The organism is Alicycliphilus denitrificans, assembly GCF_044792555.1.
Lineage (GTDB): Bacteria > Pseudomonadota > Gammaproteobacteria > Burkholderiales > Burkholderiaceae_C > Alicycliphilus > Alicycliphilus denitrificans_A.
Genome location: NZ_CP126238.1, coordinates 2,395,220 through 2,413,497 on the forward strand (window position 1 = coordinate 2,395,220; position 18,278 = coordinate 2,413,497).

At 67.2% G+C, this 18,278-nt stretch carries 13 protein-coding genes; 2 read left to right on the plus strand and 11 right to left on the minus strand.

What is annotated here, in order from left to right; genetic code table 11:
• Positions 1 to 2 precede the first annotated feature (2 nt).
• From P7644_RS11415 to P7644_RS11425, 3 genes are read right to left on the minus strand one after another with little or no spacing between them, the layout of a single operon-like run.
• Complete coding sequence (locus tag P7644_RS11415; RefSeq protein ID WP_404303186.1) at positions 3 to 974, minus strand: tripartite tricarboxylate transporter substrate binding protein; 972 nt, start codon at positions 972 to 974, stop codon at positions 3 to 5.
• Positions 971 to 2,368 carry a sensor histidine kinase gene (locus P7644_RS11420; RefSeq protein ID WP_404299200.1) on the minus strand — a complete coding sequence of 466 codons (1,398 nt, stop codon included), beginning with the start codon at positions 2,366 to 2,368 and terminating at the stop codon, positions 971 to 973. Before P7644_RS11420 ends, P7644_RS11415 begins: the two co-directional genes overlap by 4 nt.
• Positions 2,343 to 3,014 carry a response regulator gene (locus P7644_RS11425; protein WP_404299202.1) on the minus strand — a complete coding sequence of 224 codons (672 nt, stop codon included), beginning with the start codon at positions 3,012 to 3,014 and terminating at the stop codon, positions 2,343 to 2,345. The genes P7644_RS11420 and P7644_RS11425 overlap by 26 nt, the downstream gene beginning before the upstream one ends.
• Positions 3,015 to 3,119: 105 nt before the next feature.
• Here P7644_RS11425 and P7644_RS11430 point away from each other — a divergent pair, with 105 nt between their 5' ends.
• On the plus strand, positions 3,120 to 4,127 hold the full coding sequence (locus tag P7644_RS11430; protein ID WP_404299204.1) for a Bug family tripartite tricarboxylate transporter substrate binding protein: 1,008 nt from the start codon (positions 3,120 to 3,122) through the stop codon (positions 4,125 to 4,127).
• A gap of 63 nt (positions 4,128 to 4,190) precedes the next feature.
• Here P7644_RS11430 and bioB read toward each other — a convergent pair whose 3' ends face one another.
• The 6 genes from bioB to scpA all read right to left on the minus strand — a co-directional run bounded on the left by bioB (position 4,191) and on the right by scpA (position 13,171).
• Positions 4,191 to 5,246 carry a biotin synthase BioB gene (gene bioB, locus P7644_RS11435; RefSeq protein ID WP_404299205.1) on the minus strand — a complete coding sequence of 352 codons (1,056 nt, stop codon included), beginning with the start codon at positions 5,244 to 5,246 and terminating at the stop codon, positions 4,191 to 4,193.
• 363 nt (positions 5,247 to 5,609) lie between these two features.
• On the minus strand, positions 5,610 to 6,074 hold the full coding sequence (locus P7644_RS11440) for a VOC family protein (protein ID WP_404299207.1): 465 nt from the start codon (positions 6,072 to 6,074) through the stop codon (positions 5,610 to 5,612).
• 59 nt (positions 6,075 to 6,133) lie between these two features.
• Positions 6,134 to 8,182, minus strand: coding sequence for an acetyl-CoA carboxylase biotin carboxylase subunit (locus P7644_RS11445; RefSeq protein ID WP_404299209.1), 2,049 nt, complete (start codon positions 8,180 to 8,182; stop codon positions 6,134 to 6,136).
• A 153-nt stretch (positions 8,183 to 8,335) separates the two neighbouring features.
• Positions 8,336 to 9,868: an acyl-CoA carboxylase subunit beta gene (locus P7644_RS11450; RefSeq protein WP_404299211.1), complete on the minus strand. Its 1,533-nt coding sequence runs from the start codon at positions 9,866 to 9,868 to the stop codon at positions 8,336 to 8,338.
• Between the two features lie 56 nt (positions 9,869 to 9,924).
• Complete coding sequence (meaB, locus tag P7644_RS11455; RefSeq protein ID WP_404299213.1) at positions 9,925 to 10,932, minus strand: methylmalonyl Co-A mutase-associated GTPase MeaB; 1,008 nt, start codon at positions 10,930 to 10,932, stop codon at positions 9,925 to 9,927.
• A 79-nt stretch (positions 10,933 to 11,011) separates the two neighbouring features.
• A complete protein-coding gene (gene scpA / locus P7644_RS11460; RefSeq protein ID WP_404299215.1) occupies positions 11,012 to 13,171 on the minus strand; it encodes a methylmalonyl-CoA mutase in 2,160 nt (719 codons plus the stop codon).
• A 127-nt stretch (positions 13,172 to 13,298) separates the two neighbouring features.
• On the opposite strand from scpA, the gene P7644_RS11465 reads away from it, so the two are divergent.
• Positions 13,299 to 13,934 (plus strand): GntR family transcriptional regulator, encoded by a 636-nt coding sequence (locus tag P7644_RS11465; RefSeq protein ID WP_404299217.1) that lies wholly within the window; start codon positions 13,299 to 13,301, stop codon positions 13,932 to 13,934.
• Positions 13,935 to 14,046: 112 nt separating this feature from the next.
• On the opposite strand, the gene P7644_RS11470 is transcribed toward P7644_RS11465, so the two are convergent.
• Together P7644_RS11470 and alaS are read right to left on the minus strand one after the other, a co-directional pair.
• The gene (locus P7644_RS11470; RefSeq protein ID WP_404299219.1) at positions 14,047 to 15,183 is read right to left on the minus strand and encodes a saccharopine dehydrogenase family protein; all 1,137 of its coding nucleotides are present in this window, start codon (positions 15,181 to 15,183) and stop codon (positions 14,047 to 14,049) included.
• A gap of 339 nt (positions 15,184 to 15,522) precedes the next feature.
• Positions 15,523 to 18,147, minus strand: a complete 2,625-nt coding sequence (gene alaS, locus P7644_RS11475) for an alanine--tRNA ligase (RefSeq protein WP_404299221.1) — start codon at positions 18,145 to 18,147, stop codon at positions 15,523 to 15,525.
• Between the last annotated feature and the right edge of the window lie 131 nt (positions 18,148 to 18,278).

Genomic DNA, 18,278 nt, shown 5'->3' on the forward strand with positions numbered 1-18,278 from the left:
TGTTAACGCATGACGCCGAAATCGCGCGCCAGGCGCCGGTAGCCGTCCATCTGGCGCCGCACGGCGGCGTCCAGCGCCGCGCCCGTGAGCGCGATGGGCTGCAGGCCGAACTGCTCCAGCTCCTGCGCCGCCGCGGGATGCTGCATGGCGCGCTCCAGCAGGCCCGCCCAGTGGAGGTAGTCCCGCTCGCCGACGCCGGGCCCCAGGTACACGCCGCGCAGGATGGGCCAGTCGATGTCCAGTCCCTGCTCGCGCGCCGTGGGCGTGCGCGCCCAGCGGCCCGGCAGGCGCTGCGGCGCGAGCAGCGCCAGGATGCGGATGGGCGCACCCTGGTCAATCTGCCGCGCCACCTCGGCCGCGTCGCCGGGCACCACCTGCACATGGCCGCCCACCAGGGCCGCCAGGGCCTCGCCGCCGCCCTCGAAGGCCACGAAGCGCATTTCCTTGTGGCCCACGCCGGCCGCGCGCGCCAGCAACGCGGCCTTCATCCAGTCCTGGCTGCCGATGGAGCCGCCGGCGCCGAACACCACGCGAGCCGGCTGCGCGCGCAGCGCCTGCACCAGGGCGGGCAGCGTGCGGTAGGGCGCGTCCTGGCGCACGGCGATCACGCCGTAGTCCATGCCCATGCCGGCCAGCCAGCGCACACTGCGCTCGTCGTAAGGGCCGAAGCGCCCCTGGGCCAGGTTCAGCAGCGAACCCGACGAGAACGCCACCAGCGCCTGGCCGTCACCCGGCCGCTGGATGATGCTGCTCTTGAACGCCAGCGCGCCGATGCCGCCGGGCTGGTAGACCGTGGGCAGCGGCTGCGCGAGCTGGCCCGAGGCGTGCAGCAGGCGGCCCAGCGCCTGGCAGGTCAGGTCGAACCCGCCGCCGGGCTTGGCCGGCGCGATGCAGCGCGGGCCGGTCTGCGCCGCGGCGCCGCAGGCCAGCAGCAGCCAGGCCAGCAGCACCCGCAGCAGCAGCCCGGCCTTCATGCGCGCGGCCACCACAGGGTGACGCAGGCGCCCTGCCCGCCCGGGGCAGGCTCCAGGCGCAGCGCGCCGCCGTGGCGCCCGATGGCCGAGCGCGCGATGGCCAGGCCCAGGCCCGAGCCGCGGCTCTTGCGCCCCTTGGCAAAGCGCTCGCCGGCCCGGCCCGCCAGCTCGGGCGGCATGCCGGGCCCGTCGTCCACCACGCGCAGGTGCCAGCCCTGGGTGTCGGCGCCGGCCGTCAGGGTCACCACGCCATGCTCGCGTCCGTGCTCGATGGCGTTGTGGGTGATGTTCAGCAGCGCTTGGCGCAGCAGCTCGCGGTCGCCACTGGCCCAGGCCTCGGAGGCATCGCCCTCCACGCCCAGGTCCACGCCCAAATCCACGCCATGTGTGCGCGCCAGAGGCAGCAGTTCCACGGCCACGTCGCGCGCCAGCTGCGCCAGGTCCACGGGCTCCACCAGCGCCTGGGCCGTGTTGCTGCGCGCCAGCGCCAGCAGCTGGTTGGTGGCGCGGATGGCGTCGGCGAGCGCGGCCGAAAGCGCCTGCAGCGCCAGGCGCTGGCGCGCGGCATCGGGCTCGCGCAGGGCGTAGTCGAGCTGCGCGCGCAGCGTGGCCAGGGGCGTGTGCAGCTGGTGCGAGGCGTCGTCCACGAAACTCTGGCGCTCGTCCATGAGCTGGCGCGTGCGCTCCATCTGCTGGTTCACGGCCGCCACCAGGGGCTCGATGTCGCGCGGCAGGCCGTCGGTTTCGATGGGGCGCAGGTCGTCGGGCGCGCGCGCCCGGGTCTGCGCCGCCAGCCGCGTGATGGGCCGCAGTGCCACGCCCAGCACGGCCACTACGCTGGCCAGCAGCACGGCCAGCAGCAGCAGGTCGCGCAGCGCGGCGCGGCGCACGAAGCCGGCGGTGAACTGCGCGCGCGAGGCCGTACCCTCGGCCACCTGGATGACCAGGTACTGGCTGTCGCTGCCCTCGGGCGCCGCGTCGAGCGCGCGCATGAAGGCGCCGACACGCACGTTCTCGCCAAAGTAGCGCGCATCGTAGAACACCGGCTGGCCCGGCCGCAGCGCCGAGGGGGGCGCGGGCAGGTCGGGGTTGCCCAGCTCCACCAGGCCGTCGGCGGTGGCCACGCGAAAGTACACACTGCCCTTGGCGGTGAGCTGGAAGAACTCGAACAGCCGGTAGGGCAGCTCCACGGACAGGCCGCCCGAGGCGGTGGACACATTCAGGTCCAGCGACTTGATGGCGCCGAGCAGCGAGCGGTCGTAGGCCGCGTTGGTGGAGGCTATGGCGTCCTCGCGCGTGAACCACAGACCCGCCGCCGCCATCAGCGTCATGGCCGGCAGCAGCAGCGCGAGCAGGCGCTGCCTAGTGCTAGGGCCTGTCCAGTTCCAGGACATAGCCGAGCCCCCGGTAGGTGTGGATGCGCACGCCGCTGCCCTCCAGGCGCTTGCGCAGGCGGTGCAGCAGCACGTCGATGACGCTGGTCTGCACGTCCTCGTCGTCGCCGAACACGCGGTCCATGGCCTGCTGGCGCGACAGCGGCTCGCCGCTGCGCTGCACCAGCGCCTTGAGCAGCGCATGCTCGCGCGGCGACAGCGAAAGCAGCTCGGTGCCGAGCGTGAACTGGCGCGTCACGGTGTCAAACTGCAGCGGGCCGCAGGCCAGGCGCGGGTGTTCGCTGCCGCGGGCGCGCCGCACCAGGGCCGTGAGGCGCGCCTCCAGCTCGGCCAGCTCGAAGGGCTTGGCCAGGAAGTCGTCTGCGCCCTCGTTGAGGCTGCGTACCTTGTCGCCCAGCGTGTCGCGCGCCGTGAGCACCAGCACGGGGATGCGCTCGTCGCGCGTGCGCAGCCGGCGCAGGATGCTGGCGCCGTCGCGCCCGGGCAGGCCCAGGTCCAGCACCAGGGCGTCGTAGTCGCGTTCGGCCAGCGCGCGCTCCACCAGGCGGCCGTCGTCGCACCAGTCCACGCGGCAGCCGCCCTGTTCGAGGGCCTTGGCCAGCCACTCGCCCAGCGGTCGTTCGTCTTCGGCCAGCAGGATGCGCATGGCGCGGATTATCGGTGGCCGCGCTCTGCGCACCTGAAAGGTAACTGATAGGTTGCGCCGTGCACCATCGCGCGCTAACCCATGTTTTTCCGCCGGAGACACACCATGCACCCATCCCTGATGAGTTCCCTCAAGCGCCGCCAGCTGCTGGCGGGCGGCGCGGCCGCCGCCACGTCGCTGTGGCTACCCCAGGCGCGCGCCCAGGCCGCCTGGCCCACCAAGCCGCTGCGCCTGGTGGTGCCGTTCGCGCCCGGCGGCAGCTCGGAGATCGTGGCCCGCGCCGCGGCGGCCGAGATGGCCAAGACCATCGGCCAGAACGTGTTCGTGGACAACAAGCCCGGCGCGGCCGGCAACATCGCCATGCAGGAAGTGGCGAGCAGCACCGACGAGCACACGCTGATCCTGGGCCACATCGGCACGCTGGCCGTGAACCCCTTCATCTTCCCCAAGCTGCCCTACGACGCCAACCGCGACTTCGCGCCGATCACGCTGCTGTCCAAGGTGCCCAGCCTCTACGTGGTGCACCCGGACCTGCCGGTGAAGAACCTCAAGGAATTCATCGCCTACGTGAAGGGCAAGCCCGGCCAGCTCAACTACGGTAGCGCGGGCAACGGCAGCGCCGGGCACCTGGCGTTCGAGTACCTGAAGATGGTCAGCGGCACCTTCATGCTGCATGTACCCTACCGCGGCACGGGCCCGATGCTCACCGACCTGATGGCCGGGCGCCTGCAGGCCGCCTCGGTGGGCGCGCCCGCGCTGCTGCCGTTCATCAAGTCGGGCAAGCTGCGCTGCATCGCCACCGGCACCACCCAGCGCCTGCCACAGATGCCCGACGTGCCCACGGTGGCCGAGCAGGGTTTCAAGGACTTCGAGATGACGCAGTGGTACGGCCTGATCGCGCCGAGCAAATGGCCCAAGGCACACCTGGCCAAGCTGGAGGCCGAGGCCGTCAAGGCCGCGCGCAGCACCCTGGTCAAGGAGAAGCTGGCGCAGGAGACAGCCCTGGCCGTAGGCAATACCAGCGCCGAGTTCGACGCCTTCATCAAGGCCGAGCAGGCACGCTGGAAGCCGGTGATCGAGCGCGCGCAAATCCGGCCCGAGGGGATGGGCTGATCCACACGGATACAAGCCGAATAGGCCTTTATCGCGCATCCAGCAAGCGCAGGCAGCTATGAATCAAGTAGCGTCGCAGCATGCATCCTCGGGTACATGCGCGGGCGCGGGCGTGCGCATGCCATTCAGGCCCAGCTTGGCGAGCAATTGCACATCGGCCTGCACATCCGGGTTGCCCGTCACCAGCAGCTTGTCGCCATAGAAGATGGAATTCGCGCCGGCCAGAAAGCACAGCGCCTGCACGGCATCGCCCAGCTGCTGGCGCCCGGCGGACAGGCGCACGCGCGCCTTGGGCATGGTGATGCGCGCCACCGCAATCACGCGCACGAAGTCCAGCGGGTCCACGGGCGCGCTATCGGCCAGCGGTGTGCCGGGCACGGGCACCAGGCTGTTGATGGGCACGGATTCCGGGTACGGGTCGAGGTTGGCCAGCTGCGCAATCAGCCCGGCGCGGTGCACCGGCGCCTCGCCCATGCCGATGATGCCGCCGCAGCACACGCTGATGCCCGCGGCGCGCACATGCTGCAGGGTGTCGAGCCGGTCCTGGTAGCTGCGCGTGCTGACCACGTCCTGGTAGTACTCGGGCGCGGTATCCAGGTTGTGGTTGTAGTAGTCCAGCCCGGCGTCTTTCAGCGCCTGCGCCTGGTGCGCCTGCAGCATGCCCAGCGTGGCGCAGGTCTGCAGGCCCAGGCCCCGCACCGCGCGGATCAGCTCGGCCATTTTTTCGATGTCGCGGTCCTTGGGTGCGCGCCAGGCCGCGCCCATGCAAAAGCGCGTGGCGCCGGCCTGCTTGGCCGCCTGGGCGGCGCTGCGCACCTCCTGCACGTCCATCAGCTTTTGCGCCGGTACGCCGGTATCGAAATGGCTTGACTGGGGGCAGTAACCGCAGTTTTCCGCGCAGCCCCCGGTCTTTACCGAGAGCAGGCTGGCCAGCTCAATGTCTCCCTCCGGCCAATGCAGGCGGTGCACCGCCTGCGCCTGCCAGAGCAGGTCCATAAAGGGGCGATCCAGCAGATCCTGCACCGCCTGCACGCTCCAGCGCACAGGTGCCGCAGGCCCGGGGCTGGGCTGCACATGGGACAGGGGGGTTGGCGCATCGGCCAGGGCAATCGTGGTCATTCATCACTCCAAAACGCAGCCGGGCTGCAAAGCGGTTGCGATTGTGTGAAGGGCGGCCGGTGCTGTGAAGCCCCCGGGAAGCAAAAAGTCGGCACAAAAAAGCTGTTGGCAACGGAGCTTAATACACGGTATTTTGAGATCAAATAACGGCATATTGCATGCATTTGCAGTCTTTTGATTGGCTACCAGCTTGCGTGCGCCAACACCACCGATTTGCCCGCAAATGCCGCGAATTCTGCGGTAACGCATGGCTACCACAACGTGGATGTCTGCACATGAATACGCCGCATATGCGCCAGCCACCAAAAAAAGGCCCTGGCTGTTTCCAGCCAGGGCCTCGGTGTGAGAAAGCGGCGAGGGGCGTCAACCCAGCGCGGCAATCACCTCCGGTGGCGCCTGCACCAGCTCGATGAGCACGCCCTCGCCAGCGATGGGAAATTCATCGTTGCTCTTGGGATGCAGAAAGCAGATGTCGTAGCCCGCGGCACCCTTGCGGATGCCGCCGGGCGCAAAGCGCACGCCCTGGGCCGTGAGCCAGTCCACGGCCTTGGGCAGGTCGTCTATCCACAGGCCGATGTGGTTCAGCGGCGTGGCGTGCACCGCCGGTTTCTTGTCGATATCGAGTGGCTGCATGATGTCCACCTCGACCTTGTGGGCGCCCTGCCCCATGGCCAGGATGTCTTCGTCCACGTTCTCGCGCTCGCTCTGGAAGGTGCCGGTCTGGGTCAGGCCCAGCATGTCCACCCAGAGCTTTTTCATGCGGCCCTTGTCGGTGCCGCCAATGGCCACCTGCTGCATGCCCAGGACCTTGAAGGGGCGTTGACTCATTCGCTTACTCCTTTATTGATAGCTTACAACGCTTGCCTATAAAGCGTAGACGCCATATATCACTCAAACTCCAGGATCACATCGTCCACGGCCAGCGACTCGCCCTTGCCCGCGACGATCTTGGCCACCACGCCGTCCTGCGCTGCAAAGAGGATGTTTTCCATCTTCATGGCCTCGATCACGGCGAGCTTCTCGCCCGCCTGCACCTTCTGCCCCGGCTGCACGGCCACATCGACCAGCAGGCCCGGCATGGGCGAGAGCAGGAAGCGGGACAGGTCCGGCGGTGCCTTATAGGGCATGAGCTTGAACAGCTCGGCGCGCGCGGGCGTGAGCACCAGGGCCTCGACCTGCGTGCCGTTGTGCACGATGCGCAGGCCCAGCGGGTTCTTGGGCGTGCCGCGCTCGACCTGGGCGGTGAAGCCTTGGCCATTGCAAGCGCCCTGGATGCGGCGGCTGCCCAGGTGTGCATTGCTGCTGATCTTGTAGCTCTTGCCATGGATGGCAATGGCGCTGGCGCCCGTCTGGTTTTCGTAGTCGCTCACGGTGACGGGGTGGTACTGGTGCTGGCCCTCGGCCCCCAGGGTGACAACGACGAATTCCTCGCCCACCTGCACCTCGTGGCCCGCCAGCTGCCCGCTGATGCCGCAGGCGCGCGCGCGGTAGCGGCGGTGCATGTAGGCGGCCAGCGCCACGAGGAAGTCCGGATCTTCATGCGGCACGTCCTCGGCCACGAAGCCATGCGCGTAATGCTCGGCAATGAAGCCCGTGTTGAAATCTCCGGCAACAAACCTGGGGTGCGCCAAGAGGGCCGCCTGGAACGGGATGTTGCTGCTGATGCCACGGATGACGAAGCCGTTGAGCGCGGCGCGCATCTTGGTGATGGCGTCGTTGCGGTCGGTACCGTGCACGATGAGCTTGGCGATCATCGAGTCGTAGTACATGGGGATCTCGCCGCCCTCGTACACGCCCGTGTCCACGCGCACGCCGAGTTTTTTCTCGGTGTCGGCCTGGAACATGCTCTGCTGGGGCGGCGAGAAGCGCACCAGGCGGCCGGTGGAGGGCAGGAAGTTGCGGAACGGGTCCTCGGCGTTGATGCGGCACTCGATGGCCCAGCCGTCGCGCTTCACGTCGGCCTGCGTGAGCGGCAGCTTCTCGCCCGCGGCCACGCGGATCATCAGCTCCACCAGGTCCAGGCCGGTGATGCACTCGGTCACCGGGTGCTCCACCTGCAGGCGGGTGTTCATTTCGAGGAAGTAGAAGTCCTGGTCCTTGCCGACCACGAACTCCACCGTGCCCGCGCTCTGATAGCGCACGGCCTTGGCCAGCGCCACGGCCTGCTCGCCCATGGCCTTGCGCGTCGCGTCGGAGATGAAGGGCGACGGCGCCTCCTCGATCACTTTTTGGTGGCGGCGCTGGATGGAGCATTCGCGCTCGTTCAGGTAGACCACGTTGCCAAAGGCATCGCCCAGCACCTGGATCTCGATGTGGCGCGGCTCCTGCACGAACTTTTCGATGAACACGCGGTCGTCGCCGAAGCTGTTGCGCGCCTCGTTGCGGCACGAGGTGAAGCCGTCGAAGGCCTCCTTGTCATTGAAGGCCACGCGCAGGCCCTTGCCGCCGCCGCCGGCCGAGGCCTTGATCATCACGGGGTAGCCGATGCCCTTGGCGATCTCCACGGCCTTCTCGGCCGTCTCGATCGGCTCGTTGTAGCCGGGGATGCAGCTCACGCCGGCCTCCTGCGCCAGCTTCTTGGAGGCGATCTTGTCGCCCATGGCGGCAATCGAATAGTGCTTGGGGCCGATGAAGACCAGGCCCTCGTCCTCCACGCGCTTGGCAAAGGCCTCGTTCTCGCTCAAGAAACCGTAGCCCGGATGGATGGCCTGCGCGCCGGTCTGTTTGGCGGCGGCAATGATCTTGTCGGCCAGCAGATAGGACTCGCGGCTGGGCGCGGCGCCGATATGCACGGCCTCGTCGGCCAGCTTGACGTGGCGCGCTTCCTTGTCGGCGTCGGAATAGACGGCGACGGTAGCGATGCCCATCTTCTTCGCGGTGGCGATCACCCTACACGCAATCTCGCCCCGATTCGCGATCAGGATTTTGGTAAACATTCTCTGGCTCCTTAAGCGATGGGGTGGCGTGTAGCAGCCCGCTGCGCGGGCTGCGGCAGGCAATCTGTCGAAACGTCCGCTGCGCGGCCGTTTTCGCCACGGTTGGCAATCAGAATTTTTGTAAACATGTTTTTTCTCCTTGGGCGGCAGGCATCACAGCGGAATGTTCCCGTGCTTGCGCCACGGGTTCTCCAGCTTCTTCTCGCGCAGCATGACCAGGCTGCGGCAGATACGCCGGCGCGTCTCGTGCGGCAGGATCACGTCGTCGATGAAGCCGCGCGCGCCGGCCACGAAGGGGTTGGCAAAGCGCTGCTTGTATTCGGCCTCGCGTGCGGCGAGCTTCTCGGGATCCTTCTTCTCCTCGCGGAAGATGATCTCCACCGCGCCCTTGGCGCCCATCACGGCGATCTCGGCGTTGGGCCAGGCAAAGTTGACGTCGCCGCGCAGGTGCTTGGAGGCCATCACGTCGTAGGCGCCGCCGTAGGCCTTGCGCGTGATGACGGTGATCTTGGGCACGGTGCACTCGGCATACGCATACAGCAGCTTGGCGCCGTGCTTGATGATGCCGCCGTACTCCTGCGCCGTGCCGGGCATGAAGCCGGGCACGTCCACGAAGGTGACCACGGGGATGTTGAAGGCATCGCAGAAGCGCACGAAGCGCGCCGCCTTGGTGCTGGACTTGATGTCCAGGCAACCGGCCAGCACCAGCGGCTGGTTGGCGACGATGCCCACGGTCTGGCCCTCCATGCGGGCAAAGCCGATGATGATGTTCTTGGCGTATTCGGGCTGCAGCTCGAAGAAGTCGCCGTCGTCCACCGTCTTGACGATCAGCTCCTTCATGTCATACGGCTTGTTCGGGTTATCGGGCACCAGGGTGTCCAGGCTCAGGTCCATGCGGTCGGCCGGATCCTGGCTGGGGCGCACGGGGGGCTTTTCGCGGTTGTTCAGCGGCAGGTAGTTGTACAGGCGGCGCAGCATGAGCAGCGCCTCCACGTCGTTCTCGAAGGCCATGTCGGCCACGCCGCTCTTGGTGGTGTGGGTGATGGCGCCGCCCAGTTCTTCGGCCGTCACTTCCTCGTGCGTCACGGTCTTGACCACCTCGGGGCCGGTCACGAACATGTAGCTTGAATCCTTGACCATGAAGATGAAGTCGGTCATGGCGGGCGAGTACACCGCGCCGCCCGCGCAGGGGCCCATGATCATGCTGATCTGCGGCACCACGCCGCTGGCCATGACGTTGCGCTGGAACACGTCGGCATAGCCGCCGAGCGACGCCACGCCCTCCTGGATGCGCGCGCCACCCGAGTCGTTGAGGCCGATCACGGGTGCGCCCACCTTCATGGCCTGGTCCATGATCTTGCAGATCTTCTCGGCATGCGCCTCGGACAGCGCGCCGCCGAACACCGTGAAGTCCTGGCTGAAGACGAACACCAGGCGGCCGTTGATCATGCCGTAGCCCGTGACCACGCCGTCGCCGGGGATCTTGTTGTCCTGCATGCCGAAGTCGGCGCAGCGGTGCTCGACGAACATGTCCCACTCTTCGAAGGTGCCCTCGTCGAGCAGCAGCTCGATGCGCTCGCGCGCGGTGAGCTTGCCCTTGGCGTGCTGCGCGTCGATGCGCTTTTGCCCCCCGCCCAGGCGGGCGAGTTCGCGCTTCTTCTCCAATTGGTCGAGGATGGTTTGCATGAGGTTCGTTCCTTCGTTGGTATCCAGGTTACTATTTGTTTGATAGCTTATGGCGCTTATCCAGCCTGCGCTGCGAGCAAATTTCTTGCTGCTGTACTGGCGGCTATGCGGCCCGCGGCCACGTCGGCCTGCATCTGCGGCAGCAGCGCGCGCACCTGCGGGTGGGCGCGGAACGCCTGCTTGAGGCCGTGGTCTATGCGCTCCCACATCCAGGCCAGGGCCTGCTTCTCGCGCCGCGCGGCCAGGCGGCCGTTGGCGGTCTGCATCTGGCGGAACTCGCACACCACGGCCCAGAAGTCTTCCATGCCCTGGTGCTGCAGGGCGCTGGCCTGGATGACCCTGGGACGCCACTGCGCGGCGTTGTGCGGATCGTGCTCGGGGTTGCCGTGAAAGCCCAAGAGGCGCAGGCTGGACGTGATCTGCGCCTGGGCGCGCGTGGCGGCGTGGGGATCGATGTCGGCCTTGTTGATGACCACCAGGTCGGCCAGCTCCATCACGCCCTTCTTGATGGCCTGCAGGTCGTCGCCCGCGTTGGGCAACTGCAGCACGCAGAACATGTCGGTCATGCCGTGCACGGCCGTCTCGCTCTGGCCCACGCCCACGGTCTCCACGATCACCACGTCGTAGCCCGCGGCCTCGCAGACCAGCATGGCCTCGCGCGTTTTCTCGGCCACGCCGCCCAGCGTGCCGCCGCTGGGGCTGGGGCGGATGTAGGCGTTTTCCTGTGCGCACAGCTGCTCCATGCGCGTCTTGTCGCCCAGGATGGATCCTCCGGTGACGCTGGACGAGGGGTCGATGGCCAGCACCGCCACCTTCAGGCCCTGGCCAATCAGGTAGATGCCCAGCGCCTCGATGAAGGTGGACTTGCCCACGCCGGGCACGCCGCTGACGCCTAAGCGCAGCGCCTTGCCCGTGTGCAGCAGCAGTTCGGTGAGCAGCGCGTCGGCCTGGGCGCGGTGGTCGGGCCGGGTGGATTCGAGCAGCGTGATGGCCTTGGCCATGGCGCGGCGGCGCACCGCGGGCGTGCCCTGCGTGATGGCTTCAAGCAATGGATGGGGTGTCATGCCGAATTACAAAATCTCCAAGCCGCGTCCATCGGGCAGGCGGCAGCGGGGAAGGTCGCGCCGATTTCAAGCCCGCGGGTCAGGCAATGGCCTTCTTGATCTGCTCCAGCACATCCTTGGCGCTGGCCGGAATCGGCGTGCCCGGGCCGTAGATGCCCTTGACGCCCGCATTCCACAGAAAGTCGTAGTCCTGCGCCGGGATCACGCCGCCGACGAAGACGATGATGTCGTCGGCACCCTGGGCACGCAACGCCTGGATGATGGCGGGCACCAGCGTCTTGTGGCCGGCGGCGAGCGTGCTGACGCCAATCGCGTGCACGTCGTTCTCGATCGCCTGGCGCGCGCATTCCTCGGGGGTCTGGAACAGCGGGCCGATATCCACGTCAAACCCCAGATCGGCAAAGGCGGTGGACACCACCTTGGCGCCCCGGTCATGCCCGTCCTGGCCTAATTTTGCGATCATCACGCGTGGGCGGCGACCCTGGGCTTCGGCGAAGGCGTCGATCTCGCCCTTGAGCTTTTCCCAGCCCTCGGAGCCATCGTAGGCGGTGGCGTACACACCAGTGACCATTTGCGTATCGGCGCGGTGCCGTCCAAAGGATTTTTCCAGGGCGTCGGACACTTCGCCCACCGTGGCGCGCAGGCGCATGGCCTTGATGGCCAGATCCAGCAGGTTGCCCTGGCCCGATTCTGCTGCAGAAGTAAGAGCTGCCAGCGCTTGCTCCACGGCGCTTTTATCGCGATTTGCCTTGATATTGTTCAGGCGCGCAATCTGGTTCTCGCGCACCTTGACGTTGTCCACCTCCAGGATGTCCACCGGGTCTTCCTTGGCGAGCTTGTACTTGTTCACGCCGACGATGACCTCCTTGCCCGAGTCGATGCGCGCCTGCTTTTCGGCTGCCGCCGCCTCGATCTTGAGCTTGGCCCAGCCGCTGTCCACGGCCGCCGTCATGCCGCCCATGGCCTCGACCTCCTCGATGATCTTCCAGGCCGCGTCGGCCATGTCCTGGGTCAGCTTCTCCATCATGTAGGACCCGGCCCAGGGGTCGATGACGTTGGTGATGTGGGTCTCTTCCTGGATGATGAGCTGCGTGTTGCGCGCGATGCGGGCGCTGAATTCGGTCGGCAGGGCGATGGCCTCGTCCAGCGCGTTGGTGTGCAGGCTCTGCGTGCCGCCGAACACCGCGGCCATCGCTTCAATCGTCGTGCGCACCACGTTGTTGTACGGATCCTGCTCGGTCAGCGACCAGCCCGAGGTCTGGCAGTGCGTGCGCAGCATCAGGCTCTTGGGGTTCTTCGCGCCCGTGGCCTTCATGATGCGGCACCACAAGAGGCGCGCGGCGCGCATCTTGGCGATCTCCAGGTAGAAGTTCATGCCGATGGCCCAGAAGAAGGACAGGCGGCCGGCGAAGTCGTCCACGTCCATGCCCTTGGCGATGGCAGTCTTCACATACTCCTTGCCGTCGGCCAGCGTGAAGGCCAGTTCCAGCGCCTGGTTGGCCCCGGCCTCCTGCATGTGGTAGCCCGAGATCGAGATCGAGTTGAACTTGGGCATGTTCTTGCTCGTGTACTCGATGATGTCGCCGATGATGCGCATCGAGGGCTTCGGGGGGTAGATATAGGTGTTGCGCACCATGAACTCTTTCAGAATGTCGTTCTGAATCGTTCCCGAGAGCTTGTCCTGCGGCACGCCCTGCTCTTCCGCCGCCACCACATAGCCCGCCAGCACCGGCAGCACGGCGCCGTTCATGGTCATCGAGACCGAGACCTTGTCCAGCGGAATCTGGTCGAAGAGGATCTTCATGTCCTCCACCGAGTCGATCGCCACGCCCGCCTTGCCCACGTCGCCCGTGACGCGCGGGTGGTCGCTGTCATAGCCGCGGTGCGTGGCCAGGTCGAAGGCCACTGACACGCCCTGCCCGCCGGCGGCCAGGGCCTTGCGGTAGAAGGCATTCGATTCCTCGGCCGTGGAAAAACCCGCGTACTGGCGGATGGTCCAGGGCCGCACGGCGTACATCGTGGCCTGCGGGCCGCGCAGGTAGGGCTCGAAGCCCGGCAGGGTGTTGGCGTAGGGCAGGCCCTCGGTGTCGGCTGCCGTATACAGGGGCTTGACGCTGATGCCGTCGGGCGTGAGCCAATTGAGCGCGCCCACGTCGCCACCGGGGGCGGACTTGGCGGCGGCCTTGGCCCAGGCGGCAAGGTCGGCGGACTGGAATGTGGGGTCGGAAGGGCTGCGCATGGCGTTCGTGCTTTCGCGAAGAGGGCAAGAAAGGAGGTACGGTCACGGGGCGGTTTCCCGCAGGTTGATGCGAGTTTACCCGATCCGTAATTATTAATTCTTAACTTTTTTGCGCTACATTTGGCCCATGTCCGCCATTTCCCTCACGCCCAAGGCCTTGTACGAACAGGTCGCCGAACAGCTGCGCCAGCGCATCTTCCGGCGCGAGCTGGAGCCCGGCAGCTGGATCGACGAGCTGAAGATCGCCGAGGAGTTCGGCATCAGCCGCACGCCGCTGCGCGAGGCCCTCAAGGTGCTGGCGGCCGAGGGCCTGGTGACCATGAAGGTGCGCCGCGGTGCCTACGTCACCGAGATGTCGGACAAGGATTTGCGCGACGTGTACCACCTGCTGAGCCTGCTGGAGAGCGATGCCGCGGGCGCGGTGGCAGCCCAGGCAACGCCGGAGCAGCTGCGCGAGCTGGAGCAGCTGCACGCCGAGCTGGCCAAGTCCGTGCATGACCGTGACCGTTTCTTTGCCATCAACGAGCGCATCCACATGCGCATGTTGGAGATGGCCGACAACCGCTGGCGCAGTCAGATGGTGGCCGACCTGCGCAAGGTCATGAAGCTCAACCGACACAACTCGCTGCTCAAGCAGGGGCGCATAGAAGACTCGCTGGCGGAGCACGATGCCGTCCTGTCCGCCCTGCGCGCCCACGACCCGCAGGCCACGATACAGGCCATGCGTGCACACTTTGCCCACGGGCTCGAAGCGGCGGGCTGACGCTAGACTTGCCGCGCATCCATGAGCGCGCGCATGCCAGGCTGATCGCCCCCCGCGCGCATTTCCGCGCCTTTCAAGCCGCAGCTGTTCCAGGCTGCGCAGGCCGTGGGGTTCAAGCGCCTGTGCGCCGCCCTGCGCCTTCCACGTCATAGACACGGCCGAAGCGGTTGGCCAGGAAGTCGGCCAGCGCAATGCTCTCCTGCTGGACAAAGCCCGCCGGCGCCAGCCGCCCGCTGGCCACCAGGTCCAGCGCGGCGCAGATGCTGGCGGCCGTGGTGTGCTGTATGGCGCTCAGCCACTGCCCGCCGCTCAACTGCCGGCCCAGGATGCGGGCGCTGTAGCTCTCCTGCACCAGGCGCCCGCTGCGCAGTCCGCTGGCGCTGGCCAGGATCACAATCACATCCTGCCGCGTCGCGGCCACGGCATCCTCCAGCAGCTCCTTGAGCAGCCCGCGCCGCTCGCGCAGGCGCAGCTCGTGCAGCAACAGATGCATGGCGGCGCGGTGGCCGGGGTAGCGGATGGTCTTGTATTCCAGATGCCCTATGCGCCCCTCCCAGGTCCGGGGCAGCGTGCCCAGGCCGCCCGAGGTGTGAAAGGCCTCGTACTCCACGCCGTCGATGAGCAGCGTCTCCAGGCCGTCCAGCGCCGGCACCTGGGCAAGCTGGCCGTCGATGATGGCCTCGCAGGGGTTGCAGTATTCGTTGATCAGGCCCTCGGTGCTCCAGGTCAGGCTGTAGCGCAGCGCTCCCTGCGGATAGCGCGGCAATGCGCCCACGCGCAGGTGCAGGGCCTGCGCGCTGTCCAGGCGCCGCGCCAGGTCATTGCCCACGATGCCGATGAAGCCCGGCGCCAGCCCGCACTGCGGCATGAGTACGCAGCGCGCCCCGTCGGCCAGTGCGCGAATCGCCTGGGTGCTGGCCACGTCCTCGGTCAGGTCAAGGTAATGCACGCCCAGGCGCGCGCACAGTGTGGCCACGGGCACGGCCTGGTGAAACGGCAGGGCATTGAGCACCGCGTAGCGGCCGGCGATGGCAGACTCCAGCGTCACGGCATCGGGTACATGCACGGTGGCCACGCCGCACGCAGCCCGCAGCTGTTCGAGCGCGGCGAGGTTGCGGTCCGCCACCTGCAGCGCGTAGCCGCCGGCCTCGGACAATAGCAGCGTAATCGCCTGGCCAATATGGCCCGCGCCCAGGACCAGCACCGGGCGTGGATCCGTGAGGGCGACTGGGGATTGCGGGGTGACCATGGTGCGCCTCCTTCCAAACGACCTTATCTACGCGGCCATCATCTCCAGGGATCTGCTTGGCAATTGCCGGAACATGAAGGCGCGCCTTTGTATCGCTTTCATTGTGTTCCTTGAATTGCCAAAAGGCCACGCAAGAGCATCAAGGCGATGCAGATCGTGGCGATGGGCGGGTCTTGAGTGGCGCACAGGAGCAGGCCATCCAGCGCCTGGTCATCGACCAGCGCCCTGAGCCGCTCAAGAGGGTCTTCAGCCTGTGGCGCCGCGCGGCCAAGTCAGCAGCGGCAAGCGGCGGCTTCCAACTCCAGGCAGGCTCCTCGTACGAGGAGCCCAAGGGTGGGATCAGGCGCGCTCGGCCACCCAGCCAGCGACCGAGGCCAGCGCCTGCGGCAGCGCCGCCGCGTTGGTACCGCCGGCCATGGCCATGTCGGGCTTGCCGCCGCCCTTGCCGCCCACCTGCTGCGCCACGAAGTTGACCAGCTCGCCGGCCTTGACGCGGGCCGTGCTATCGGCCGTCACGCCGGCGGCCAGCTGCACCTTGTCGCCATCGACGGCGGCGAGCACGATGGCGGCGGTCTTGAGCTTGTCCTTGAGCTTGTCCATGGTCTCGCGCAAGGTCTTGGCGTCGGCGCCGTCCAGTTTTGCCGCCAGCACCTTGATGCCCTTGACATCGACGGCCTGGCCGGCCAGCTCGTCGCCCTGGGCCGAGGCCAGCCTGCCCTTGAGCTGGGCAAGTTCCTTTTCCAGCGCCTTGATCTGGTCGAGCGCGCCGCCGATGCGGTGGGTCAGCTCGGCCACCGGCGCCTTCAGCGCGGCGGCGGCCTGATCCACCGTGGCTTCGAGCGACTGCAGGTAGGCCAGCGCGTTCTCGCCCGTCACGGCCTCGATGCGGCGCACGCCCGCGGCCACGCCGCCCTCGGCCACGACCTTGAACAGGCCGATGTCGCCCGTTCGCTGCACATGCGTGCCGCCGCACAGTTCGCGGCTGCTGCCGATGTCGAGCACGCGCACGCTGTCGCCGTACTTCTCGCCGAACAGCATCATGGCACCCGTCTTCTGGGCGCTCTCGATGTCCATCACGCGCGCCTGGGTGGCGCTGTTGGCCAGCACCTCGGCATTCACCAGGCGCTCGATCGCGGCAATCTGCGCGGTGGTGACCGGCGTGTTGTGCGCAAAGTCAAAGCGCGTGCGTTCGGCATTCACCAGGCTGCCCTTTTGCTGCACATGCTCGCCCAACACTTCGCGCAGCGCCTTGTGCATGAGGTGGGTGGCCGAGTGGTTGCGCATGGTGGCAGCGCGCAAGGCGCCATCGACCTGGGCCTGCACCGTGTCGCCCACGTTGAGCGTGCCCTCTTGCACGACGCCATGGTGGCCATACACGTCGGCCTTGATCTTCTGCGTGTCCTGCACGGCAAAGCGCGCGCTGCCGGCGGTGATCAGGCCCTGGTCGCCGACCTGGCCGCCGCTCTCGGCATAGAACGGCGTGCTGTCGAGCACGACTACGCCACTCTTGCCGGCTTTTAGGGCTGCAACGCTTACTCCATCTGCGTAAAGCGCTACGATTTTTGCCGTACTAGTGAGGTGTTCGTAACCCGTGAACTGGTTGGCCGTGCCGCTGTAGTCCAGCGCCCGGTCCATCTTGAACTTGCCCGCCGCGCGCGCCGCGCTCTTTTGCAGCTCCATGGCGGCGGTGAAGCCCGCCTCGTCCACGCCCAAGCCCCGCTCGCGGCACACGTCGCAGGTCAGGTCGAGCGGGAAGCCGTAGGTGTCGTGCAGCTTGAAGGCCACGTCCCCGGGCAAGGTCTTGGCGCCGCCGGCCAGGGCGCTGTCCAGGATCTCCATGCCGTGGGCCAGGGTCTCGAAGAAACGCTCTTCCTCGACGCGCAGCACCTCGGTGATGCGCTCCTGCTGCTCGCGCAGCTTGGGGTAGGCCTCGCCCATTTGCTGCACCAGGTCCTTGACCAGCTTGTGGAAGAACGGCGTCTTGCAGCCCAGCTTGTAGCCATGGCGTATCGCCCGGCGCACGATGCGCCGCTGCACGTAGCCGCGGCCCTCGTTGCTCGGGATCACGCCATCGGCCACCAGGAAGGCGGTGGCGCGGATATGGTCGGCGATCACCTTGAGCGACGGGTTGGCCAGGTCGCTGATGTGCGTCTCGCGCGCAGCGGCCTTGATGAGGGCGTCGAACAGGTCGATCTCGTAGTTGCTGTGCACATGCTGCAGGATGGCCGCCAGGCGCTCCAGGCCCATGCCCGTGTCCACGCAGGGGGCGGGCAGCGGCACGACCGAACCGTCCTCCTTCATGTCGAACTGCATGAACACATGGTTCCAGATCTCGATGAAGCGGTCACCGTCCTCGTCCGGGCTGCCCGGGGGGCCACCGGGGATGTGCTCGCCGTGGTCATAGAAGACCTCGGAGCAAGGGCCGCAGGGGCCGGTGTCGGCCATCATCCAGAAGTTGTCGCTCTTGTAGCGCCCGCCCTTGTTGTCGCCGATGCGGATCACGCGCTCGGGCGGCAGGCCGATCTCCTTGGTCCAGATGTCATACGCCTCGTCGTCCTCGGCGTACACGGTGGCCAGCAGGCGCTCGGCGGGCAGCTTGTAGACCTGGGTCAAGAGTTCCCAGCCCCAGTGGATGGACTCGCGCTTGAAGTAGTCGCCAAAGCTCCAGTTGCCCAGCATCTCGAAGAAGGTGTGGTGGCGCGCGGTGTAGCCCACATTCTCCAGGTCGTTGTGCTTGCCACCGGCACGCAGGCAGGTCTGCACCGAGGCGGCGCGCACGTAGGGGCGCTTGTCCGAGCCCAGGAACACGTCCTTGAACTGCACCATGCCCGAGTTGGTGAACATCAGCGTCGGGTCGTTGCCCGGCACCAGGGGGCTGGAAGCCACCACGGTATGCCCCTTGGCGGCGAAGAAGTCCAGGAAGGTCTTGCGGATGTCGGCAACGGAGAAGGTGAGTGTGCTCATGGTGGTGTAAGGGGTTCTTGGGCGGGGTCAACAGTGCATGCCGCCCCGTCGTGGCCAACCCGGCATTATCCTAGGATTATAAATTTCGACCCTGCGCTCTGATGCGCCGCGCGGGCCTGCCCGCCTGCTGC